Consider the following 24,999-nt stretch of genomic DNA (forward strand, 5'->3'; position numbering starts at 1 on the left):
CTACAGCTGTACACTCTCTCCAGCTTCTAAAAAATACAGCCACTTCTCAGCAACCTTTTTGCCTGTAATTTCTTCGATCACACGGGCATACAGCTCCAATTGAAAACGATATTGGTCTGTTAAATGGGACAGTGTACGATACTCAGATATCCGATCTGTTTTATAATCCACCAGCACGAGTCCTTCGGGAGTTTCAAATAGACAGTCAATAATGCCGTTCATCAGCACTTTATCTCCGTCCTGTCCACCTTCCGAATCTGTTTCTTGTCCTGGTGACATCGATGGTAAGCTGTGGTTCCAGTAATCGTTTGCCCGCATGGTATAAGTAAACGGAAGCTCTCTTTGAACATGCGATGCCCCCAACATTCTGCTACCCAGCTCACTAGTGAAAAAGCGTAATATTTTATTCGTATCTAGCGCCTTTGCATGGACATTCAGTAACATACGCTGATTGAGCAAACGAGCCTTTGTTTCCTCAATAACTTCGGCGCTCATCCCCCCATCTAGTGGCAAATGCAGCATCAACGTATGATAGACCGTTCCTCGTTCCGTTGGAGTCAGTCGCTGATTCCCCATAAACTTAGGTCTGCGCAAGTGTAATTGACTGCCCCCAGTGTGAGAATCCTCCCGATCCTCCGGTAACTCTGCTAGTACGGTGGTAGATAGATTCAACCAGTCGTCCGATCCCATCTCCTGCATTTCCAGCCATCTTTTCATCTCAGTAACCGATGTATTGGCTGCCGTCTTGCCGGCCCGCTCATACGGATAGGTCCAGGAAAGAGCAGCTTCAATGTCCGTTTCACTCTTTTCGTTCAAGTCGATTAGCTCCGCATTTCTCAGTGCTTCTGTCTTCTTTTGGCGCTCTTCGCCCGACACCTCTTCCTCATGATCTGAGTTCACACGAGAGCCGGAAAATGTTTCCGAGGCCACAATTTTAAATAACCAGTCTGTTCCCGGCATATGTTCCAATTTGTGATAGTACCCATCTTGATCACCTGCCGCTTCCCTCAACAAAGTAGCAGAAGGATGCCGAATCAAAGCGGGACCTACCCAGTCCAGATAGCTGCGGCCTGCCGCCAGCATATAGTCTGGTAAGACCGTTTCCGTATGCTCTTTGGCACGTGCCCAACCCGCTGCGCGTGAAGCTAGATCCTTCACGGTTCCGGTCATAATCAGCTTTTCACGCGGCCGTGTAAGCGCCACATATAACACCCGCATTTCCTCAGCCAATAGCTCCAGCTGTGAGCGTCGGCGGATCGCTAAATTGGGCAGCGTAGGGTAGCTGACACGATTTTGTTCCTCCACATATTTAGGACCAAACCCCAACTCCTTGTGCATAAGAAACGGCGCATTGAGATCCTGTTGATTGAACATTTTTGCCGTCCCGGCTATAAACACGATAGGGAATTCAAGTCCTTTACTTTTATGAATGGTCATAATGCGGACAGCTTGATCGGGTTCGGTCCCCCCGCTAATGGATCCTAAATCACCGCCTCGCTCCCGTAGACGGGAAATGAAGGTCAGAAATCGGAACAATCCTCGGTTGGACGTTGAAGTCTCATACTGTCTCGCTCGGTCATATAGCGCCCGCAAATTGCTTTGACGCTGTGAGCCGCCAGGCAGTCCACCGACCCAATCCAGATACCCTGTTTCCTCCAGCACATTCCAAATCAATGCACTTAAGCTACCTTGTCGGGCTTCCTGCCGCCAGGCTTCCAAATTATGCAAAAATGAACGTAGTCGGGCAGACAACGTATTCCCGTTATTTCTATTACCAAAGTCAGATGAAGATAAAGAGTCCTCAGGGAAAAGATCCAACTCCATGATGTCAGCAGTGGTCCCTTTTTCGCTCTCCTTCAGTGGGTCCGCCTCTGCCGCCGCCAGCAATGCGCCATAAAACAATCCATCCGGCTTTTCCAACCGAATTTGTGCCAGTTCATCTTCGGTCAAGCCGACAATCGGCGAACGAAGCACGGATGCAAGCGGGATGTCCTGCTGTGGATTATCAATAATGTGCAGCAGAGACAACATTACCTCAACTTCCGTTGCTTTAAAAAAGCCTGTCGTCTGCTCCCCGGAGGCCGGAATGCCCTCAAGCCGCAGTTCCTCTACAATTAGGGGGGCCCACACGCTTGCCGAACGAAGCAAAATGACGATATCGCCGTAGATTGCCGGGCGCATCGCTTTTAATCCTCTGTCGTAAATCAACAGTGGTTGTCCGGTATCTCCGGTCAGTTCTTTAATCCGTTGCGCAATCGCACGAGCCTCTAACTGTGCCGTTTCCAGTTCCACAAGCTCAGCCAGCTCACTTTCCTGAAAAACAGATTCGTCCTCCGTTTCGGACAGCTCCGAAGCCTCGGAAAGACCATGGCCACCCTTATCTACTAACAGCAGCTCAGGTGCGTATACAGATGCGGTGTCTTGATCCGACGGGTCGGGATAGGATGCGCCGTGTACCAGCCACGCTCGTTCATCGTACTCAATTTCCGCCACATCCACACTCATAATCTGGCGGAACACCAAATTGACCGCATCGACAACTTCCTCCCGACTGCGGAAATTACGCGCCAAATCAATTAAAAATCCATCTTCCTGCTCCTGCATGCCGTACCGTTGATACTTATTCAAAAACAGACCCGGCTCCGCCAGCCGAAACCGATAAATACTCTGTTTCACATCGCCCACCATAAAACGGTTACCCGGTTCCTCCCGTGATACCAGCCTAACGATATCTTCCTGTACGGTATTCGTATCCTGATATTCATCTAGCAGCACCTCGTCGAATTGCGCCTTGTATTCGAGCGCAGCATCGGAAGGTAGTAGCCTGTACGGAGTAGAATCGGGATGTCGTAATATTTTCAGACAATAATGTTCCAAATCCCCGAAATCCACCAACCCTTTTGACTGCTTGTGCTGTTGAAAACGTTCCCCGAATACAAGCACGGTTTCTACCAGTTCGTTCATCAACGGAGCTGCGGCGTGCAGCTCCTCCCAATAGGCTTCTGCTCTCCTGCCAAACAGGGAAGCCTTCATATCTGTAATCATTTTTTTGGCTGCTTCGCGCAGCGTCTTAACCCGTTCCTGCAATGCAGGCTCAGTCTGATCTTTTTTGACCGGCTTGAGCTTACCGAAGGCAGCTGCCTGAAAATGATCATATAGAGATGCCCACGGCTGTGTCTCCAATTCCTGCAGCAATCCCTTCACCATCGCCGTATCCTCTTGCAGCGTCACTGTATAAGGTGCAGGACCGCCGGGCTGCATAGCAGTTTCATGCGCCTGTTCCAGCAAGCTCGCTGCTCCGCGCAATGAAAGTGCAGCATCCGCCAAAATGCTGCGAACCCAAGGCGTCTCTCCGAGAGCCGCTACATCCTGCACACGAAATGCAGTTGCTGTCTCCCGCAGCCAATGCTCCGGCCAAGGATGACTTTGAGAAAAATCATACAGCCGCTGAACAAGCACATACATCGCATCATCGGTGCGTTCTCCACTAAACCAGTCGACTAGTCTGCGGAATGTACTGCCTTCATCATGAGCCTCATATTTCTCCTCAAACAGTTCTTCTAGAAGCTCCTGGCGCAGCAATTCTGTCTCATGCTCATTCATAATCCGAAAACCAGGATCAAGGGGAATGGCCTGATAATGCCTGCGGATGACCTCCATACAAAATGAGTGAAGCGTCGTAATCGAGGCCCGATTCAGCAACGATAGCTGACGGCGTACATGTTCACTTTCCGGTTCCTGCTCCAATACACGTTCCAACGCTTCGCGTATCCGTTGACGCATTTCGGCGGCGGCTGCCTTCGTAAAGGTCGCTACCAGTAACCGATCCACACTGAAGCCAAGCTGGGGATCGACAATTTTACGAATAATACGCTCTACAAGCACCGCTGTTTTACCAGACCCCGCCGCTGCCGCAACCAGCATGTTGTTACCAGATTCCGAAATGGCACGCCACTGGTCATCGCTCCACATACTGCCTTCCGGCTTCGGTAAACCCTTAATGTTTGACATGCCTATCATTGGTCCATTCCTCCTTTCCCTTCCTGTGTATGACCCAGCAGATTCCAAATCTGATCCTTACCGGGTTTACCCCATTGATTGTAGCCACTGCCCTCCAGACTGTCGTCAAATTGACAAACAGGCTTAAAAGAGCAGAAGGTACATGCCGTCTCTTGCTGGATACGATACGGTTCAATGGCCACATCGCCCTCTGTCATCCGTGTACCAATCGTCCGAATATTATTACGCACCGAAGCTAGCAGGCTGTCCCACTGTTCCGGCGAAGCAACCGAGGCACTGCTATAAAAACTACCGTCTGCTTTCACCGCAACAGGTAAAATAGAAGAATATCCCTTGTCCAATGATGTATCCATCTGCCCAACTACATCCCGATCCGCAAGCAATAATCCTTTCATCTTAAAACGTTTCAAAAGCTCCTGACGGGCCTGTTCTGCGCTAAGACCGTTAGGCGACTGTAACATCGGATTGTGGACGTGAAAATATAGGGTACCCGCTGGATAAGCTGTCTCGCCCAACCATTCCTCCGCCGCATTCAGCAGCACGTCCAGGTACGTGAGCATTTGCAGAGACAAGCCATAGTACACTTCATGCAGCTTGAGATCCTTTTGGCTGGATTTGTAATCGATGACACGCAAAAGTAAACCTTTTTCTCCCTCTGCCACATCCACACGGTCAATCCGTCCGACAATTTCCATCACAACACCGTTATCTAACTGGAAGCTTAATGGAGGAAGCTGCTGACCCGGCCCAAAGTCCAACTCCAGCCCAATCGGCTCAAAGCTACCTCTTCGCGCATGTTCACCTAAGATCAACGAAGCACGGCTCACGATGTCTTTCAATTTACGTAAAATGTAGCCATACCGCTTGGAGCTCATTAAAATTTCGCCTTGCAGACGAGGAGCCAAACGCTCCACTGTACTTTCCGCCTCTTGTCGGCATTCCTCGGTGCTGAGACTGCCCCAGCTGACATTGCGATTACGCAGATTGATCGCCATCTCACCAAGCGCTGCATGAAATAATTGTCCGATATCCGGGGCCTTCAGGCGATACATTTGACGTTCCTTCAAACGAAGACCGTGAGAGGCAAAGTGCGAAAATGGACATGCCACAAAACGTTCCATACGAGATACGCTGGTACGCAGCTTGCTCCCGTACAGACGGCGGCTCGTTTCCTTCTGCATTTCGGCATGGTTCTCATAAAAAAGTGAGGTCAACAGCTGACGCAACTTGTCCTTCTCACGCCCTTGTTGGCTGGCATACCAGTTATATACCTCCCACCAAGGAGATAAAATGTCACCGCCACGTCGCCAATGCCGTAATTGCGCAATGAGCTGCGGCAAAGCCTCGGACGGATGAGAAGCATACTCCCATTGCGTCGTCCAAGCATCCCCAGGCAAAGGGTATCCAGCCAGCGGACGTTCGTCCAGACTAGGAAACAGGTGCCGCACATGTCGTACTAACTCAGACGGCAACAATGACTTGCCCTCTTCATCAGTCACTGCATAGCTCATCCACAGGCTTTTACCGGCTGAGGTAAGGGCCGTATAAGCGAGAAAACGTTCGTCCAACAGACGTCTTGTCATATCGGGCGCCAGCTCTACGCCTCGTTCGTTTAATGCCGTACGCTCCTGCTCATTCAGCACACCGTCCTCATGAAAGACAGCCGGCATCACACCTTCGTTCATACCTAGCACAAAGGCATGTTGAATACCGGACACACGTGTACGGTCCGTGTTTCCGACTAGAACCTGATCCAGAGCCGGCGGAACAAGTCCCATACGGAACTCGGCCAATCCCGTTTCCAGCACACCCGCAAATAAAGAGGTATCCAGCCTTTCATCACCCATCATTTCGACAATTTGATCCAGTAGTTCAAGCACTGCATCCCATACCTGACGATGCTCCTTCGCCTGCTCAGGTTTTCCCGCTTCCTCTGCCTGATGAATGAAGGCGTCCAGCTTGTGGCCGATTTCTGCATCTTCCAGTAACAGATATACCGCTTCACACTTCTCAAGTGCAGTTCGTGCCTTGCCCACACGTTTCTCAAACGCACGTAAAGGCGTCACGATTACATCCCGACACAGCTCCATCAAATCCAACGTTTCATCCCGCCTACGGTTCCGTTCCTGCTCCTCCAGCTCCAGTGACAAGCTGGGCACAGCCTGCCACGGGCGACCGTCTGTCCAACGGCTACCTTGTATTCCGCAGGCCAGTACATAGTTTTCCAGACGATCCATCTCCTCGCGGCTCACCCGACCATCCAGCGGCAGGAGAAGATCTGTTTTGACCGCACGGAATACATCCTCATATCGCCAGCGTCGCTGCACGATATCCAGTGAAGCCCGAATCAATTCCACTAAGGGATGATGCAATACACTTCTCCGCTGATCCAGAAATACTGGAACCTCATATTGTTTGAATATCGGTTCCACCCATGACTCATAATCTTCAATATGACGCACAAACAGGGCCATCTCCCGATAACGCGCGCCCTCATCTCGGGCTAAACGACGCATTTCGCGTACAGCACCTTCCAACTCAGCGCGGCGATTCGCCGCAGCATACAGTTTTATGCCTTCCGGCTGTTCTTCTGTCCACTGCTCTCGTAGCTGCTGCAGCCGCATCCGTTGTTCCTGATTCCGTAACCCTGTACGATATTCAAAGTTAGCCTCCAAATACGCCAACGCCGGACGCTCCTTAAATCTCGGCGGCGGATCAGGGCGAAGTAATTGTGTCTGCGTCTCTATCATCAGCTCGTCTGCCATTCCTTTGAGCTTTACATACGTAGCCGCCGAAGGATGAAACAAATCTAGCTCATGCGGAAGCTGTCCGCTCTCGTAGCTGCGGTTGCAAGTCAGCGCCACTGTCAACGAAGAGGCATGCAGCATAAGTTGCTCCACCACTTTATATTCATGTGGTGTAAACCTACGGTAGCCATCCATCCAAATGTCTGCTCCACGCACAAGGGAAGACTCTGCAATCTGTTCTGCCAGCATGCGCAGCGTATCTTCACCGTCAATATATTTAAGCGTCAGCTCTCGTTCAAAATCCTCGTAGATTAGACTGATATCTTTGAGCTTGCCGCGCAAAATCGGAGTTGACTCTCCAGCAGCGTTCATTCGCTCCAGTTGCTCGGGTACAGACCGAGTATCATTTCCATACTGCTTTAGCTCCGTGAACAATGTATTCAACCGATCCACAAAGCCGAGCTGGTCTCCCGAATCCTTAAACAAACTCAGTTCATCCTTGCGACGACGAATAATTTTATATAAAAGCATCTTCTTGCCTTCTTCCGTTACAGGCACCAGCGCTGAACCCCCAGTTTCCTGCATAACTAAATAGGCAAGACGGTGAAATCCCATCACTTGGGCGCGCACCGACCCCTGAATACCGTTTCCGGCTTCTGTAAGTAACGCATGCTCAGAAGCAAATGACGATTGCTCCGGTACAAGTAACAGCATAGGCTTACCTAGCGGCTCCTCGCGTAACATAGACGTCATTTCATTGCGGATTAACGTACTTTTACCACTCCCAGAGCGGCCAATCAACAAACGGACCGACATGATGCGGCCTCCTTTCCAACGAACAACATTCTATTAAACAGTATAGCATATCAGGCAAGAGAGAAAAGAACGTACGTTTGCCATGTTGTAGCAATTCTTTCTCCCTCTAAAAAATAAATCAGTCCCGCAGATTGGCTTGGTGCACGCCTTCTCTACAGGACTGATTTATACCTAAAACGAGTTTATTTTACCTATTTAATCACCAAAAGGGCGATTGACTTTGACTTTGTATGAAACTACAACTGTGTCCGGCTGCGCACCTCAAAGATGGCGAATTTCAAGTAATGGCCTTCCTCCACACCCAAAATTTGAGGATGGTCCTTACCAGCTGCTCTCCAGTCTACCAGACGAAGGATTTTGCCGGCATCTGCCGCTGCTTCCTTAATGGTGTCCAAAAACAACTCCGGCCGCATGTGGAACGAGCAACTCGCTGTCACCAGATAGCCGCCCTCATTAACGAGCTTCATCCCGTGCAGGTTGATATCTTTATATCCACGTGTAGCCCCTTTGACAGCGTTCTTCGTTTTGGCAAAGGCTGGCGGATCAAGAATGACCACGTCAAAGGTGCGTCCGCCACCCGCTGTCAGCGGCTTAGACGTATCTCCTTTGCCCCCGGCTCGTGCATTGCGTTCCTCTACACCTTTCACCTGATTGCGCAAATATTGAAAAGCATCGTCGACGACAAACTCGACGCGTTCCTCAAAACCGTTCAGCTTGACATTGTCCCGCGCACTTTCAATCGCATGCTCAGAAATATCAAGACAAGTTACTTTTTTAGCACCATATTTACAGGCATTGAGCGTAAAGCTTCCCGTATGTGAAAAACATTCCAATACGGTTGCGCCGTCCCAGAATGGGAATTCAACAACCTTACCACTTTTATTCACTGGCTTCATGACCGTTGTGGCAGCGTCCCCTGAGTCTGTAGCAACTTCTTGTAGCGTAATTCCACTACGTGCTCCCCAACCTGTCATCAACGGTGCTATGGCCGCACGATTTTCACGCTGGTCAAAGAAATAACCCGTCTTCTGGCCCTCTACGATATCAACCTTGATGTGCAGGCCATTTTCCGTCACCACTACATGACGCGGGCAATCACCGTACAAAGGACCCTTCGTTTGTTTCAATCCTTCCAGCTCTCGGATGGATACATCACTGCGCTCATATATACCAACAGGACCCAATACTTCAACGAGCGCATCCCTGATTTCTTCCCTGCGCCGATCCATGCCAAGCGTTAACAGCTGCACAACCAACACATCACCAAAACGGTCTACAATCAGTCCAGGCAAAAAATCAGCCTCGCCGTACACCAACCGATAAGCGTCTCCCCCGGTCACAAAACGTTCGCGGTGCTCCAGACATTTGCGAAAGCGTTGGGCAAAAAAGTTTTGATCCATCGCTTCCAGCGGCTCATAGGACATCACACGCACTGTAATTTGTGAAGCCGGATTATAGTAACCTGTCGCCAAATAACGCCCCTGATGGTTAACAATACTGACCAAATCGCCTGCCTCTGGGTCTCCTTCGATCTTGGCTATTTCGTTTTTAAACACCCAAGGGTGTGCGTGCTCCAGCCTTTTTTTACGGCTGCGTTCTAATATTACTGAAGGCAAAATCCTTCACTCCCATTCTTGGATTACTCAAAGTGTTAAAACGTTGTTCGATAGGGGCGCGGCTCTGCGGATCATTTGATCTTACGATCGCTGTTGCACGGGGATTCTTTGGATTTTATAAATGATTTTAATGGTAAGAATCCCCCTAGGTTTATACTTCCGAAGCAGCTTTCCTTTGGAAAGCTTTCAGGCGAACGCTCTCGCTTCTCCAGATTCAAATGATCCGCTTCGCTACTGCCCGCCTGTATATCGGCGTCACGCTTTTAAAGCTTGTGAAGATACTACAAAAATTATCGTTTTCCTAAAAAGAGCTTAGCCATGCTTGTCATGGCTGTCCTCGACAGATCATAGGCTGTTACATAAGTATTTTCACCTAGAAAAGGGGGCTATGCCCGTGCTTATACATGTTATACTCCCGCTGTGCGGCGGACTGTTTATTTTTTTGGGCGGGATGAAGCTGATGGAAGCAGCCCTCCGGCATTTGGCTGGCCCCTTCCTCACCCGTTGGCTGAACCGCGCCACCGTTTCCCCTTGGCGGGGTATGCTGTTCAGTTCAGGCATTACCGCCCTGTTGCAAAGCAGCACCGCTGTAACGGTGCTGACGATCGGACTGGTCAACGCCGGGCTATTGACCTATGGCCGTACGCTCGGCATCATTCTTGGCACCAATATCGGTACCTGTCTCACCACCGAGCTGATGGGGCTCCAGCTTGGCAAGCTGGCTGTTCCGCTGCTCTGCGGCTCACTGCTCTGCTGGAGCGCCGCCGTACTGTGGGGAGAATCCGTCTCCGTTCGCCAGTACGCGTCTGCCGGAATTTCACCCGGCTCCAATGGGCTTAGCCGTCCGCAGGCTGTACAATATATCAGCCTCGTATTTGCTGGATTTTCGCTGATTCTGGCGGGTATCCGCGTAATGCAAACGGTCGGCCCATGGATTGAGCAGGCCGGACTATTCCGCTGGTTTCTTGATCACGCTGCGGCCAACATGTGGTGGGCCTTCGCTGCGGGTGCCTGCCTGACCGCACTGGTTCACAGTAGCGCAGCCGTTATTGGCATGGCGATCAGCCTTGCCGCTGCGGGTGCCTTGCCAGCCGATGTGGGGATCGCCATCGTCATCGGCTCCAATGTAGGCACCTGCGTAACCGCCCTGATTGCCGCTGTTGGTGGCAGCGTGTCCGGCAAATTTGTAGCCTGGTCCCATGTGCTGCTGAACGTAGGCGGAGCCTTGCTCTTTATGCCGTTGATCCCTGGGCTAGAAATGGCCGCCGCCTGGATATCTACCGAGCCCGGAGCCAAGGTAGCCCATGCCCAAACCCTGTTTAACGTCATTAGCTCTCTGCTGGTCTTGCCTCTGTGCTACCTACCTGTATGGACGCGTTTAGAGGATCGTATATCTCCCCACAGAATCAAACGTTAATTCCTAGCATGGACAGCGCCTTGCTCAAAATGACATCATTATTGTCATATCCGCCCTGGCGCTGGAGAAGCCATGCTTCCTCAGGCTTATGCCATGCAACTCCCTTAATTTCTTCGATTTGTGCCTGTAAATCCCCATCTAGTGCCTCTACAAGATAATAGTGTACTTCTTTATCCACTTCCCCAAATTCCGGATGCTGATACGTATAAGCAATCATATCTACATGCTGGATAATCCGCCCGTTCAACCCTGTTTCCTCGCGAATTTCACGTAAAGCCGTCTGTTCGATTGTTTCTCCCAACTCCATTTTTCCTTTAGCCAAGGATACCTTGCCATATCGGTCAGTAATGAGCTGAATTTCAAGTTGCTCCCCCTGTTTGTGAAACACAACACCGCCTGCTGAAATTTCCTTTTTTGCTGCCATCCTGTAATCTCCCTTCCTTGCGCAACAAGGATTCCGTCCTCTCTGTAAGGAAAGGCGAAATCCTTGTTTGCCATCTCTATTGCCTTTTCAGGCTTTTTTTGTTCTTACAGAGCTGTTTGCAGCCCATTCTCCAGTACGCGAACCAATTGGCCTTCACTTTCATTAATGCCTGCCTTCGTTAGCTTCACGCGGCATACCTTGCCAACCAGATCCTCAGTACCTTCAAACGCCAGTTGAATATAATTGTCACTATATCCATGGAGTATGCCGCTATCTTCGGTCCCTTTCGGCGCAACTTCCGGAATGACCTCCAGCACCTGACCTACAAACCTCTCAGCATACGCCAGTTGCATTTGCTCTGACAGTTGTATCAGCTCATGCACTCGTGCATTTTTCACGTCTTCGTCCACCTGATCCTCCATACGCGCCGCAGGAGTTCCACTACGCTTGGAGTACGGAAACACATGCATTTCTGAAAAACCGATTTTTTTCATCAGCTCATAGCCATTGCGGAACATTTCATCCGTCTCCCCAGGGAAGCCGACAATTACGTCCGTTGTAATCGCAACATCGGGCATTGCTTTGCGAATCATAAGCATTTTGTTATAAAACTCTTCTGTGGTGTACTTACGACGCATCCGTTTCAATACAGTGTCGTCCCCCGCCTGAAGCGGTATATGAAAATGACGAACCAGCTTGGTGGAACGGTTCAGTACATCAAGCATTTTTTCATCAATCTGGCTGGCTTCAATCGAACTGATGCGGATACGCTCCAGCCCTTCCACTTTCTCCAGATCCCACAGCAGATCAGATAGGTCATAATTATCCATGTCGTCACCATAACCGCCAGTATGGATACCAGTGAGTACTATTTCCTTGTAGCCTGCGTGTACCAGTTGACGCGCCTGTGCAATAATGCTCGCAGCGTCACGACTGCGGGATAGCCCCCGCGACCATGGAATGATGCAGAAGGTACAGAAGTTGTTGCACCCATCCTGAATTTTCAAAAAGGCCCGAGTATGATTAGCAAAATCAGGCACATCCATTTCCTCAAATACACGCGTTTTCATAATATTGCGCACGGCGTTCACTGGTTGACGCGTCCCTTGAATTTCCTGCACGAACGGAATGATTTTGTCCCGATCTTGAGTCCCGATAACGAGATCAACGCCAGGAATATCCATAATTTCGGCAGGAGAAGTTTGGGCGTAGCAGCCCGTCACTGCCACAATGGCATCTGGATTCCGGCGAATCGCGCGGCGAATGATCTGACGACTCTTTTTATCACCGGTATTCGTAACGGTACATGTATTAATAAGATAGACATCCGCGGTCTGCTCATCAAAGTCCACCTGTTCATAACCTTCATTTTTAAACAGCTGCCAGATCGCTTCTGTATCATAAAAGTTTACCTTACAGCCCAATGTGTAAAATGCCACTGACGGCATATTAAACCCCTCCCATTTCTCCTGTCTCATATAAAATGCAAGCCAATGCAGCCATTCCTGCGGTCTCAGCACGCAAAATACGTCTTCCCAGTCCTGTAGACTGGGCCCCAGCCTGCTCGGCCTCCAGGCTTTCCGCTTCAGTAAAGCCGCCTTCCGGGCCTACCACCAGCAGAACACGCGGCATGTCCGTCGACGCCCATTGTCCTACCAATGGCTGGATTACATCCCGTAGCTGCTGACCCTGCTCTTTTTCATAACAATAACATATCAAATCATACCCAGCAAAAGAAGCCAGAAGTTCTTTCCACGTCATTGGCGCACTAATTTCTGGAATCCGGTTACGGTGGCTTTGTTCAGCCGCTTCCTTCACAATCTTGCGCCAACGCTCCAGTCGCTTGCCTTCTTTTTTGGCATCATACTGCACTACTGTACGCTCGGACAAAAACGGTACAAACCCGGTTGCTCCGATTTCTGTACATTTTTGCATCACCGTCTCCATCTTGTCTCCTTTAGGAAGACTCTGAGCGATGGTGACCTGCACATGCGGTTCAGAGGTCATCTTCAGCGGCTCAATAATCGTCGCCGTAACATGATCCTGCTCTATCGTATCCAATGCAGCCAGTGCTTCCCTAGATACCCCGTCACTGACTATAATTTTGTCACCACTACGGCCCCGCATGACTTTAGCGATATGCCGCGCGTCCTCACCCGCAACAATCACGTGATCTTCTAGAAATTGCTCTGCCGGAATAAAATAACGCTGCATTCTCTCTCACACCTATTCCTGGATTTTGCAAAAATCCTCATTCTAAAAATAACTGTTATCCACTAATGTTCCGTACAAAATCCGAATAAATCACCAAGCAACATCATATCATCTTTTGCGCCTGTATGACCAGTCTGTTCACTCTTCTATTCAAGGTATACCTACCATTCTCGTAAAAAAAGGAGCCCTTAGGCTCCGAACAATCCAGTGATATAAAAAGAGAACTGCAAAAACTGTATATAAATCATCTGGGCCAGCGTGTAAAGAGGTTCAATCGTTACAACTCGAACCTGTGGAATGACCAGGATAAGCAGAAAAATAAAGATCGACCACTGTTCAAACTGCTGGAGTTTGCGACGTACAGGAGTGGGGGCCACATCTTCCACAATCCGGTATCCATCCAGTGGAGGCAATGGGATCAAATTAAAGATAAACAAAAACAGATTTAAATTGATCAAAGCATTGATAAACAAATAGATTGCTTGAGCCACCCGTTGGTTCTCCATCCCCGGCAATACTTGAAAATGAAGGAGCACGGCATAGATTAAAGTAGTAACAAATGCAAGCAGCAGATTGCTGAGCGGACCCGCAGCCGATACAATAATGCCCATGAGGCGCGGACGACTAAAGTTATCACGATTAACCGGAACTGGCTTGGCCCAGCCAAAGCCTCCGATCAGCAGCAGTAGCGTACCCAGCAGGTCAATATGCACTGCCGGATTTAAAGTCACGCGCCCAAGTAGCTTGGCTGTAGGGTCACCAAATTTATTGGCATAAAATGCATGTGCAAACTCATGAACCGTGAACGATATGATCACGGCCAGCAAATAAAATGGAAGAACATTTAAATTTACACGAAAAATATTTTGTAAAAAATCCATACTTACCTCTTTCTCGCCACAAACGCCAGCCAATCTTCATCCCGGCTTATTTCGGCAATCTCAAAGCCAGCTGCCTTCAACGCAGTTTCGACAACTTCTTCTTTGTTCTTCCAAATCCCTGAAGCAATATAAATACCACCTGGTTCCAGGGCTTTATATACATCGTCAATGAACAGCAAAATAATCTCTGCCAATATATTAGCTACCACTAGCTTGACGGGTAACTGGATACCCAGCGTTGGATCGCTTGCATTAAGCACCGATAGCAAATCACTTTCTTTAATGGTAATGCGTTCCTCCAGCCCGTTCAGACGCGTATTTTCCCGCGCACTGGATACTGCCACCGGATCGAGATCCAAGGCAAGTACATGCTTCGCTCCCAGCTTTACAGCTCCAATGGCCAAAATACCGGAACCCGTGCCGACATCAATGACTTCTTCCCCGCCCTTAATTACAGATTCCAGCGTTCTCAGACAAAGGGATGTCGTAGGATGCGTTCCAGTCCCGAAGGCCATACCAGGGTCCAGCTCAATGATTTTTTCCTCTTCACTCGCAGGCTCATAGTCCTCCCAAGTGGGTTTAATCGTCAGACGGTCCGACACACGCAAAGGCTTGAAATATTGCTTCCAAGCATTTGCCCAGTCGTCCTCATCAACTGTTTTCAGTTCATACTGAACCTCACCAGGGTCAATATCGAAAGTTCTCAATTCTTCGACGCGCGGCTCAATTTGCGAACGAATACTATCCATGTCCACTTCTTCGGCAAAATAGCCTTTGATGATCGCTTGTCCTTCAGGTATGTCGTTCAAAGGTCGATCATACCACTGTCCATAGGACGTATCCCGCGGCTTGTTGAGCGAACCGGATTCTTCAATGGAAACCCCTCCTGCACCTGCTTCGTGCAGAAAATTCGAAATCATTTCGATGGCTTCTTCGGTTGTATGTATTGTAATTTCATTCCACAACATGGTTTTCATTTCCTCCTCATTTCACATGCATACATTACATTGTACTATATACATGCACAGGAGTTCAAAAAAGCTGGTAATCGTCCTTTTCCGATTTCTCCAGCCGGACTTGGAATTGCTACGACGTCTGTATTTATTGATCCTGCTATTTCTGGTGCTGTCAACAACCGTGTAGAGTTAAAAGCCTCGATTGGACTACGTTTCGTCGGTGTCGGCAACATTCGAGTACTTGTACGTATATGGAGAGCCGGCAAGGAAATTTATTACGGACTGGAATCCAATGTCTTCGATAACAATATTATTCTTAATGTCGAAACGGTAGACGTTGCGCCTCTGGGCGTGCAAAACTACCAACTAATTATTGAAAATCAAACGCCTGCGACTACTGCTTTCGTCGCCGGTCCTCTTGTTTTTAGTGCAACAGCATACAGCGGATAATGAATAGAAAAAGGAAAGAACACAAATAAGACGGGCTATCCCACAAATCATCCTATTGATGGAGATAACCCGTCTTATTAAATTCTACTCATTGTCGTTTATGATACGCTGCTGACGACGGTCAGCTCCTTCGCTACGCCGGATCGCTTCCAGATCCTCAGCATCTGCCTGATCTGCTGAGAACTCAACATCTTCATTTTTAGCAGATTGCATGCGTTTGATTTTCTCTGTTTTGGTTAGCACTTTATCAAACCGTTTGTTTTTAGACATCGGTCACTGCCCCTTCCAAACTTTTCACAGCATTCCACCCGCTTGTTCCACGATGGACATTGCCTGATGATGAATGGATTCATCCACCACAGCAGTCAACAAAATATCGCGGCCTGTCGGTCCGCCCTGTCCTCCATCACTCATGCCACTGGCGGACGGATCAGCCGCAGCCAGTATTGCTGGAGTTGCATCTGTAAAGTCCACGCCCTGTGTCAATGAGGACAAGCTGCTAATCTGTCCTGAAAATACAGGCAATCCGGCGTTGCCAGTAGACTGCCGCGGATACCGGCTAAATCGGTCTATCGACACATCGGCTGCCCGGAGAGCTTCCAGTTTTCTAGCAGCTCCCTGTGCTTCCTCAGGACTTTTGAAATACGCCAAAATATTTTTTTCGCCCATCTCAAAATCTCCCTGTGTAGTATTGAGCGCAACTGCTCTTCAAGAGCATAGAGCGTTACGCTTTGTTATATCCTGCTCATTGGCACGATTTTATATTCCGACGGATGCAGACGATATCAAGAACAGTAGGCCAAGACAGTGAACCAGAGTTTGTGAAGAGCATAACTTTTACGGGTGTAAAACAGCTGCTGGAGCTTCACCTGACTTAGCTACTCCTGTCTCCCAAGCAGCGCGAATAACTGCATCCCGTACCTTTTGAACCACCTTCGGATTAAAGACATTCGGTATGATATAAGTTTCACTTAGCTCCTCAGGACAGATCGCATCAGCGATGGCAAGTCCGGCAGCTAGTTTCATTTCCTCATTAATCGTCGTAGCATGACAATCTAGAGCACCCCGGAAAATTCCCGGGAAGCACAGCACATTGTTAATCTGATTTGGAAAATCGGAGCGGCCAGTAGCGAGCACACGTACATAAGGTGCAGCTACAGCCGGATCGATTTCCGGAATCGGATTCGCCATGGCGAACACAATAGGATCAGTTGCCATGCTCTGTATATCCTCTACAGTCAGTATGTTCGGGCCTGACACACCGATGAATACATCAGCTCCCACAATCACCTCGGATAAACTCCCACTTAAATTGTGCGGATTAGTCATGTTCGCATACTCTGTCCAATGCGGATTACTGTACTCCACATCACGGTGAATAGCTCCCTGTCGATCAACGCCAATCAGATTGCGCACACCTGCCTTAAGCAGCATACGGGAGCAGGCCATACCCGCTGCACCGATTCCTGCAAATACGACTTTGACATCCTCCATTTTTTTGCCACATACCTTTAATGCATTGACCAGACCCGCTAACACAACGACTGCCGTACCATGTTGATCATCATGAAATACTGGAATGTCCAGTTCCTGCTTCAACCGTCTCTCGATTTCAAAACAGCGTGGCGAAGATATATCCTCCAAATTAATGCCGCCAAAAGCAGGAGCAATCATTTTAACAATTTGAACAATTTCATCAGCGTCCTTCGTGTTGAGACAAATCGGAAAGGCGTCGACACCTGCAAATTGTTTGAACAACACCGCTTTACCCTCCATTACAGGCATAGCAGCCTCCGGCCCGATATCTCCTAATCCCAGTACTGCTGTTCCATCTGATACGACCGCTACAGTATTTTTTTTGATCGTTAATTCGAACGCTTTGGCAGGGTCATTGGCAATTTCCATACAAATTTCAGCTACACCCGGCGTATACACTTTGGACAGCCCCTCCATCGTTTCAATTGGTTTCTTCGGTAAGGTCTCCATTTTGCCACCTGCGTGTAATTCTCTAATTTCATCTATTAAACTGCTCATATTTTTCTCCGTCCTTTCATGTCTCTTTTTGGATATGAATCTCAGTCCTGTGTATAAAACTCATCAGCTCCATAATTGGAGTAACAAAGTTGCTAAAATGACCGTGCCTGCCCCACCAATACGTGTTGCAATTTGCGCAAAAGGCATCAGTTCCATCCGATTGGACGCAGACAGAATGGCTACATCTCCCGTGCCCCCTAATCCACCGCGACAGCTAGTCACCAAAGCAGCTTCTACAGGATACATGTGAATCCATTTTCCTGTGAAGTATCCGGTAACAATCAATGCAACTACAACAGATGCGCAGGTGATGGCATAAGGAACCGTTAAGATCCCAACCACACTATCCAAAGGTACATACAAAATACCCAATCCCACCATCAAGGGCCATGTCAGACTTGCCGTTATACATTTGTATAAGTGAAAAGCTCCCTGCTCCAATGTGTTCGGCATAATCTGAATGCACTTAATTAACGCCGCCGCCAGAATCATGAGGATCGGACCTGGAATATGGAGATACGGCTCCAGCAACTTACCCACAATAAAGAAAGTGCAAGCTAACAGCAGACCTCCTCCCATCAATGGAAAAGAAATCGATTGTTCCAGACTTGCCGGGGCTAGCTTTTCTGCATGTTTTTCTAGTTTCAATAACCTCCCGTTACCTGAAGTTTTTGGATTTTTCTCCGCTAATCTCTTCAGAATACCCGCACCTATGATTGCAACAATGTTCCCGATAATTGCAGCGGGGATAAATTGAGACACGAATATTGCCGAATCCTTGCCCAGCACCAATCCATACGAAATGGACAACGGTAAAATGCCTTCCCCAATCCCACCGGAGATAATCGGAATGATGATGAAAAAAAATGTATGATAGGCGCTATAGCCAAAAGCCATACCCACTATCATCCCCACGGCAACTGCTGCAATAGATCCTATAATAATGGGGGCGAAAATCCTGACAATTCCGTTCATCAGCATTTTCCGATCCATACCAAGAATACTACCCGTTACTAGACATGCGATGTAGAAGTAAAGAAAATTCGAGGTTTTCATAAGCGTGTGTACAGCACCCATCGCAGATGGACTGAACATATTCCAAAATACCATTAACGATGGAACCATAAGAGATAAAATGGCCGGCCCGCCAATATGCTTAAGCAACGGAAGTTTGGCCCCTAGATCACTGAGCAGTATACCTAAAATCATGATGACGGCAAACCCGCCTAACAGATCGTTCGGAATTCTTTCAGTAATTGCAGCTGCATAAACAATCAGCGCGATCACGGCATAGAGCGGAAGAGGAATAACCCCCACCTTTACCCTGCCCAGCATTCTCATGCCATCTACAAAATTTTTGCTCCATCTTTGCCCCTTTTGAATGACAGGCTGGTTCGTAGCATTTTCCATAAATCTCCCTCCATAAAGTGAAGAATGATGATCATGTTTCCATTCTACACCTTGGAAAACGCTTTATTTGGTTTTAAAACTAATCATTCACTTTTGTAATTAAAGTAATCGGAAAGAAGACTTAAATAAAACTATTCATGATGTCTTCTGCCTGTGGCAATATTCGGTATTGGTAAACAGGGCGTCCTATGGTTCCGTATATGGTTTCCATGGAAAGAGCCTCAATCTCTGTCATAAAAGCCAGGTACTTGCGCATAGACACCCTGGATATCCCTGCACTCTCCGCAATATCCTCGGTGGAAAATAGTACCTTATTATTGTGCCGCTGGATACAATTCCATATCATAGCCAGCGTGGATTTAGTTATGCCTTTGGGCAATCGTGCCAAGTCTTTAGTCAAGCTTTTATGATAAATCAGTCGGTCCAACTCCTCCTGAGAAAGTAGACTGCGCTCACGCACGATGCTAATGTGCTCTCGGTACCCCGTGAGGGCCTCCAAAAAACGGTTAAAGTGGAACGGCTTAATTAAGTAATCCACCGCGCCGAAGTTCATTGCTTTTTTGACACTGTTCATGTCACTTGCAGCCGAGATGACAATGACATCTATATTTACACCTGTCTCCCGTATGAATGACAGTAAATCGAGGCCATTGTTTTCCTGCATATACACATCTAGCAATATCAGATCAATGGCTTGTTCAGCTATATATTTCTTAGCCTCTTCCACAGAAGAAGCCCAACCCCCACATCGGAAACCTTCTACCTGCTCCATATATTTGCGGTTAAATTCCGCAACCATCGGATCATCTTCTACAATCAGGACATTAATCATGTTCATCATTCCCCGCTATAATGTATGGAATCGTAATCTGAAAACAGCACCCTTGCTCGGCTGGGATTAACTTTATACTTCCCTGTAATCTTTTCACGCTTTGCGTCACTAGATAAAGACCCATCCCTCGTGACTCTCCCTTGGTCGAAAAACCTTTTTCAAATATAGCCTTCACAAGTCCTTCCGGTATACCTGGACCATTGTCGCACATGATACAGGTCAGATAACCGTTCTTCTGGCTTTCTTCATAATAAAGTGAAAGGGTAATTCGCTTGTGCTCGAAAGATTCCATCGCCTCCACCGCATTATCAAACAGATTGCCAAGAATAGTAATCAGTTCATGCGTCGTTTGAGTTTGACTGGATTCGGGCAAGTAACTACCTGGAGTCAGTTCAAAACTTACCGCTACCTCTCTGGCCCGGCTTAATTTTCCCAACACAAACCCTGCCATAACCGGGTCCCTAATCTGCCGGGTGATAGAGCCAATTTCCACTTGATGATGCTCGACGGCATCCATAATGTAATGCTCCAGTTTATCATACATTTGCAAGTGCACCATCCCCATAATGACATGCAGCTTGTTCATAAATTCATGAGCCTGCGCACGTAGTGCTTCCGTGTACAGGGACACTCCTGTCAAACGTTCTGCCAGCTGGTTCATTTCCGTTTTATCTCGAAAGGTTACAATTGCCCCCACAATTTCCCCTTTGACCCGTATCGGAACACTGGTAGTCAGCAAAGTTATTCCACCCAGCTCCATTTCCTCATCCATTTGTGGAGTACTCGCTTCCAGGACCTCTTGCAATCGAAAAGCGGATAGATAAACGGTAATTTCCTGTCCGGAGAATGAGAAATCTTCAATCCCCGCTTGTCTAAGTAGACGAATCGCTTCTGCATTCATCAGCATGACGCGACCGAATTCATCTACCGCAATAACTCCTTCCTTGATGGATTGCAACATAGCACTGCGTTCCTCCAGCAAGCGTGCGATTTCCGGCGGCTCCAGACCGACTAGCATATTTTTGATTTTACGAGCCAGCACTACCGCACCTCCAGTGCCGATCAATATTCCGATGCCAAGGGCGATAGCAATAAGACGGTTGTTGCCTTCCTGAGCCATCTGTACATCTTGCATGGATATACCAACAACAATCGCCCCTACCTGCTTCCCCGTTGAACTGAACACGGGGGAAAAGGCTCTCATGGACAAGCCCAATGTACCCTTCGCAACGGACACGCTCTCATGGCCATGAAGTGCAGTATACTCGTCTCCACCGACAAAGGCTTTGCCGATCATCCTAGCATCCGGGTGCGTTTTACGAATTCCCTTCATATCCATAGCCACGATGAACTGGATGTGATTTGCTACTGAGACCCTCTTTACATACTCCTGCATGGAAAGAGACGAACCTGTCCCTTGCAATTGCTTGACAATAAGCGGCGTATGGGCGAGTGTACGCGCGATGGACATTGCCTTTTCTTCCAGTCCCTTCTCAGTTTCCTGCTCCACTCTCTCCGCAAATAACAGGGTTACAGGCAGAAGCACAAGTGCCATAACTAGACATACTAGCAGTGTAATTAGGCCTCTGAGCTTTAATAGTGGTTTACCCCGACGCAGCTTGAGCTGTACATTTCCGATGGAACTCACCCCTTTCTACTTGATATTAAGTCTCGATAGTTCAACATGCCTATACAAAAATGGTTATGTATGTGTTTACCTGAATATAAAAAAAGGAACTACCCCGCAATTGCGGAATAGTTTCCTTTGATTCATGGTTGAAGCTCCGCGATTTCTAATTGGGCTTAGTCGCCTCGGAAGGCGCGCTTCACACGGTCAAAAAAAGACTGCTCATTCTCATGCGTCTGTTCTCCGCTAAGCGAAGAGAACTGACGCAGTAAATCCTTTTGTTCCTCACTCAGCTTGCTAGGCGTTATCACAACTACCTTAATATGCTGGTCACCCTGACCAACGCCACGCAGTTTTGGCACACCTTTTCCTTTAAGACGGAAGTAAGTACCTGTTTGCGTACCTGCTGGAACTTTCAACTTCACTTTCTCGGTCAACGTCGGGATCTCGACTTCATCTCCCAATGCTGCCTGTGAGAACGTCAGCGGAATTTCGCAGTAGATATCGTCTCCCTCACGCTCAAAGAAGTCGTGCGATTTCACACGGAACACGACGTACAAGTCACCTGCCGGTCCTCCGTTGACACCACCTTCGCCTTCACCGTTAATACGCATCTGTGCGCCGTCATCCACACCCGCTGGAATGCGAATATGAATTTTACGTTGCTTGCGTACCCGACCGGAACCGCTACAAGTCGTACATTTTTCTTTAATGATTTTACCGGAACCGCCGCAATTAGAGCAGGCGCGTCGATTAACCATACGACCAAACGGTGTATTCTGCACCACTTCTTCCTGTCCGCTGCCGTGGCAGACGGAGCAGGTTTGTGGTTGAGTACCCGCTTTGGCTCCCGTACCGTGACACGTATCACATGTTTCCGTACGTTCAATATGAATGTCGGTTTCTTTACCGAACACTGCTTCCTTGAATTCAATCGTCATCGTATATTGAAGATCGTTCCCACGCTGCGGTGCATTCGGATCGCGTCGGCCGTTACCGCCGCCACCAAAGAACATATCAAAAATATCGCCAAACCCGCCACCGAAGTCGGCACCACCACCAAAGCCGCCTCCCATGCCTTGGTTCGGGTCTACATGACCATACTGGTCATATCTTGCCCGCTTCTGACCATCGCTGAGAACATCGTAAGCTTCTTTCACTTCTTTAAATTTAGTTTCCGCGTCCGCAGCCTTGTTCACGTCCGGATGATACTGACGCGCAAGCTTACGGTAAGCCTTTTTGACTTCATCATCCGAAGCGCCCTTCGCGACGCCCAGCACCTCATAATAATCACGCTTATCAGCCAATGTTCCACCCCCATGCCTACAACGTGTCTGCACTACATATAAAAGGAAAGCCAAAGGCACGGGATGACCCGGCTTTGACCTTCCCATCATTTCAAGGCAGTACAACCCGTAATATGCTTATTTATCTTGGAAATAACTCTTACCCTTCGGCTAATTGTTATTTATCAAGGCAGCTACGCTGCAATTACTATTCAGTATATCATAACGCATCGGTGTACCGTAAAGCTACCACTACCCGATCCGTAACTTAGTCTTTCTTCTGGTCTTCGTCAACAACTTCATAGTCCGCGTCAACCACATTGTCACGGCCTTTGCTGTCTGCTGCGCCGTCTTGGCCTTGTTGAGCCTGTGCTTCTTGAGCAGCTTGCTCATACAGCTTTACAGACAATTGCTGAACGATTTCAGTCAGTTCTTCAGTAGCCTTTTTGATATCTTCCAGGTTGTCGGTTTCCAGCGTTTTTTGCAGATTTTCTTTTGCTGCATTTGCTTTTTCGACTTCGCCTGCATCCGCTTTTTCGCCCAGATCTTTAATCGTTTTGTCTACAGAGTAGATCAGTTGATCCGCAGCGTTTTTCGCTTCTACCAAATCTTTGCGTTTTTTATCTTCTTCCGCATGCAACTCGGCATCCTTCATCATACGTTCTACTTCCTCGTCGCTCAAGCCGCTGGAAGATGTGATCGTAATCTTTTGGCTTTTGCCTGTGCCTTTATCTGTAGCGGATACGTTCACGATACCGTTCGCATCCAGATCAAAGGTAACTTCGATTTGCGGTACACCACGTGGTGCTGGAGGGATATCTCCCAATTGGAAGCGACCCAGTGTTTTGTTGCCTGCTGCCATTTCACGTTCACCTTGCAGCACGTGAATTTCTACGCTAGGCTGATTGTCGGCATATGTCGAGAATACCTGCGATTTGCTCGTAGGGATCGTCGTGTTACGATCAATCATTTTAGTAAATACGCCACCTGCGGTTTCAATACCGAGGGACAGTGGAGTTACGTCAAGAAGAACGACGTCTTTCACATCACCAGTCAGTACACCCGCTTGAACTGCCGCGCCCAAAGCTACCACTTCATCAGGGTTTACGCCTTTGTGAGGCTCTTTACCTGTCAGCTTTTTGATTGCTTCTTGTACAGCCGGAATACGTGTGGAACCGCCGACCAGAACGATTTTGTCGATGTCGCTGGCACTCATGCCTGCATCTTTCATCGCTTGACGAGTAGGTCCCAAAGTACGTTCTACCAGACCTTCAGACAATTCTTCAAATTTCGCACGAGTCAGGTTCAACTCCAAATGCTGTGGAACGCCATCAGCTACTGTGATAAACGGCAAAGAAATCGTCGTTGTCAGTACGCCAGACAGTTCTTTTTTCGCTTTTTCCGCTGCGTCTTTCAGACGTTGTACAGCAGCTTTATCTTTGCTCAGGTCAATGCCTTGATCTTTTTTGAACTCATTTACGAGGTAATCAATAATCACTTGGTCAAAGTCATCGCCACCCAGCTTGTTATCGCCGCTTGTTGCTTTAACTTCGAAGAAACCGTCGCCCAGTTCCAGAATGGATACGTCGAATGTACCGCCACCCAGGTCATATACCAGGATCGTTTGGTCTTCGGATTTTTCCATACCATATGCCAATGCAGCTGCTGTCGGCTCATTGACAATCCGCAGAACTTCCAGACCGGCAATTTTACCTGCATCCTTGGTTGCTTGACGTTGACCGTCATTGAAGTAAGCTGGAACAGTGATAACAGCTTGAGAAACGGTTTGTCCCAGGTAAGCTTCAGCATCGGATTTCAGCTTTTGCAAAATCATAGCGGAAATTTCCTGTGCGGAATATTCTTTGCCGTCGATGCTTTCTTTATGATTTGTACCCATGTGACGCTTGATGGACATGATTGTACGATCCGGGTTTGTAATTGCTTGGCGTTTTGCTGTTTCCCCTACAGTACGTTCTCCATCTTTTTTGAAACCAACAACGGAAGGGGTTGTGCGTGCGCCTTCCGGATTTGGAATAACGACTGCTTCGCCGCCCTCCATAACAGCCACACAAGAGTTGGTTGTACCTAAGTCAATACCGATTACTTTGCTCATCGGACAATTCCTCCTTCTGTATATACGAGGCCCGCAGGCCAGAATGGTTGAATCAAAATGATGTATTTCTAATGTCATAATTTTGCAAAATTCGATTCCAGTCGCTCCAAAGTGCAATATTGTTCATTGAAAGTCGCTTATGGGATTTTTGCAAAA

At 48.2% G+C, this 24,999-nt stretch carries 18 protein-coding genes; 2 read left to right on the forward strand and 16 right to left on the reverse strand.

Annotated elements, in window-relative coordinates; genetic code table 11:
• From addA to MHH57_RS16530, 3 genes are all read right to left on the reverse strand, one after another.
• The gene (gene addA, locus MHH57_RS16520; protein ID WP_342434309.1) at window positions 1-4,020 is read right to left on the reverse strand and encodes a helicase-exonuclease AddAB subunit AddA; all 4,020 of its coding nucleotides are present in this window, start codon (window positions 4,018-4,020) and stop codon (window positions 1-3) included.
• Window positions 4,017-7,583 carry a helicase-exonuclease AddAB subunit AddB gene (addB, locus tag MHH57_RS16525; RefSeq protein WP_342434310.1) on the reverse strand — a complete coding sequence of 1,189 codons (3,567 nt, stop codon included), beginning with the start codon at window positions 7,581-7,583 and terminating at the stop codon, window positions 4,017-4,019. Before addB ends, addA begins: the two co-directional genes overlap by 4 nt.
• A 236-nt stretch (window positions 7,584-7,819) precedes the next feature.
• On the reverse strand, window positions 7,820-9,199 hold the full coding sequence (locus MHH57_RS16530) for a class I SAM-dependent rRNA methyltransferase (RefSeq protein ID WP_069010254.1): 1,380 nt from the start codon (window positions 9,197-9,199) through the stop codon (window positions 7,820-7,822).
• Between the two features lie 394 nt (window positions 9,200-9,593).
• Here MHH57_RS16530 and MHH57_RS16535 point away from each other — a divergent pair, with 394 nt between their 5' ends.
• Window positions 9,594-10,616 (forward strand): Na/Pi symporter, encoded by a 1,023-nt coding sequence (locus MHH57_RS16535; RefSeq protein ID WP_069012562.1) that lies wholly within the window; start codon window positions 9,594-9,596, stop codon window positions 10,614-10,616.
• On the opposite strand, the gene MHH57_RS16540 is transcribed toward MHH57_RS16535, so the two are convergent.
• From MHH57_RS16540 to prmA, 5 genes are all read right to left on the reverse strand, one after another.
• Complete coding sequence (locus MHH57_RS16540; RefSeq protein WP_342434311.1) at window positions 10,606-11,040, reverse strand: NUDIX domain-containing protein; 435 nt, start codon at window positions 11,038-11,040, stop codon at window positions 10,606-10,608. The genes MHH57_RS16535 and MHH57_RS16540 overlap by 11 nt on opposite strands.
• A 104-nt stretch (window positions 11,041-11,144) precedes the next feature.
• Complete coding sequence (mtaB, locus tag MHH57_RS16545) at window positions 11,145-12,488, reverse strand: tRNA (N(6)-L-threonylcarbamoyladenosine(37)-C(2))-methylthiotransferase MtaB (protein WP_029515344.1); 1,344 nt, start codon at window positions 12,486-12,488, stop codon at window positions 11,145-11,147.
• A 1-nt stretch (window position 12,489) separates the two neighbouring features.
• A complete protein-coding gene (locus MHH57_RS16550; protein WP_029515345.1) occupies window positions 12,490-13,254 on the reverse strand; it encodes a 16S rRNA (uracil(1498)-N(3))-methyltransferase in 765 nt (254 codons plus the stop codon).
• 188 nt (window positions 13,255-13,442) lie between these two features.
• Window positions 13,443-14,135, reverse strand: a complete 693-nt coding sequence (locus tag MHH57_RS16555) for a site-2 protease family protein (RefSeq protein WP_029515346.1) — start codon at window positions 14,133-14,135, stop codon at window positions 13,443-13,445.
• A 2-nt stretch (window positions 14,136-14,137) separates the two neighbouring features.
• Window positions 14,138-15,103, reverse strand: coding sequence for a 50S ribosomal protein L11 methyltransferase (prmA, locus tag MHH57_RS16560; RefSeq protein ID WP_029515347.1), 966 nt, complete (start codon window positions 15,101-15,103; stop codon window positions 14,138-14,140).
• A 39-nt stretch (window positions 15,104-15,142) separates the two neighbouring features.
• Between prmA and MHH57_RS16565 the strand changes: the two genes are divergently transcribed.
• Window positions 15,143-15,541, forward strand: a complete 399-nt coding sequence (locus MHH57_RS16565) for a hypothetical protein (RefSeq protein WP_141695525.1) — start codon at window positions 15,143-15,145, stop codon at window positions 15,539-15,541.
• An 84-nt stretch (window positions 15,542-15,625) separates the two neighbouring features.
• On the opposite strand, the gene MHH57_RS16570 is transcribed toward MHH57_RS16565, so the two are convergent.
• From MHH57_RS16570 to dnaK, 8 genes are all read right to left on the reverse strand, one after another.
• Window positions 15,626-15,811 carry a YfhD family protein gene (locus MHH57_RS16570; protein WP_029515349.1) on the reverse strand — a complete coding sequence of 62 codons (186 nt, stop codon included), beginning with the start codon at window positions 15,809-15,811 and terminating at the stop codon, window positions 15,626-15,628.
• A 24-nt stretch (window positions 15,812-15,835) separates the two neighbouring features.
• Window positions 15,836-16,210, reverse strand: coding sequence for a hypothetical protein (locus MHH57_RS16575; protein ID WP_069012560.1), 375 nt, complete (start codon window positions 16,208-16,210; stop codon window positions 15,836-15,838).
• A gap of 168 nt (window positions 16,211-16,378) precedes the next feature.
• Complete coding sequence (locus MHH57_RS16580) at window positions 16,379-17,575, reverse strand: malic enzyme-like NAD(P)-binding protein (RefSeq protein WP_069012559.1); 1,197 nt, start codon at window positions 17,573-17,575, stop codon at window positions 16,379-16,381.
• Between the two features lie 63 nt (window positions 17,576-17,638).
• On the reverse strand, window positions 17,639-18,985 hold the full coding sequence (locus MHH57_RS16585; protein ID WP_069012558.1) for a 2-hydroxycarboxylate transporter family protein: 1,347 nt from the start codon (window positions 18,983-18,985) through the stop codon (window positions 17,639-17,641).
• A 121-nt stretch (window positions 18,986-19,106) separates the two neighbouring features.
• On the reverse strand, window positions 19,107-19,817 hold the full coding sequence (gene dcuR / locus MHH57_RS16590) for a two-component system response regulator DcuR (protein ID WP_069012557.1): 711 nt from the start codon (window positions 19,815-19,817) through the stop codon (window positions 19,107-19,109).
• Window positions 19,810-21,465, reverse strand: a complete 1,656-nt coding sequence (gene dcuS / locus MHH57_RS16595) for a DcuS/MalK family sensor histidine kinase (RefSeq protein ID WP_081317617.1) — start codon at window positions 21,463-21,465, stop codon at window positions 19,810-19,812. Before dcuS ends, dcuR begins: the two co-directional genes overlap by 8 nt.
• A 155-nt stretch (window positions 21,466-21,620) precedes the next feature.
• On the reverse strand, window positions 21,621-22,751 hold the full coding sequence (gene dnaJ, locus MHH57_RS16600; protein WP_029515355.1) for a molecular chaperone DnaJ: 1,131 nt from the start codon (window positions 22,749-22,751) through the stop codon (window positions 21,621-21,623).
• Between the two features lie 247 nt (window positions 22,752-22,998).
• A complete protein-coding gene (gene dnaK, locus MHH57_RS16605; RefSeq protein WP_029515356.1) occupies window positions 22,999-24,843 on the reverse strand; it encodes a molecular chaperone DnaK in 1,845 nt (614 codons plus the stop codon).
• Between the last annotated feature and the right edge of the window lie 156 nt (window positions 24,844-24,999).

The organism is Paenibacillus sp. FSL H7-0442, assembly GCF_038593105.1.
In the GTDB taxonomy this organism is placed as follows: domain Bacteria; phylum Bacillota; class Bacilli; order Paenibacillales; family Paenibacillaceae; genus Paenibacillus; species Paenibacillus polymyxa_D.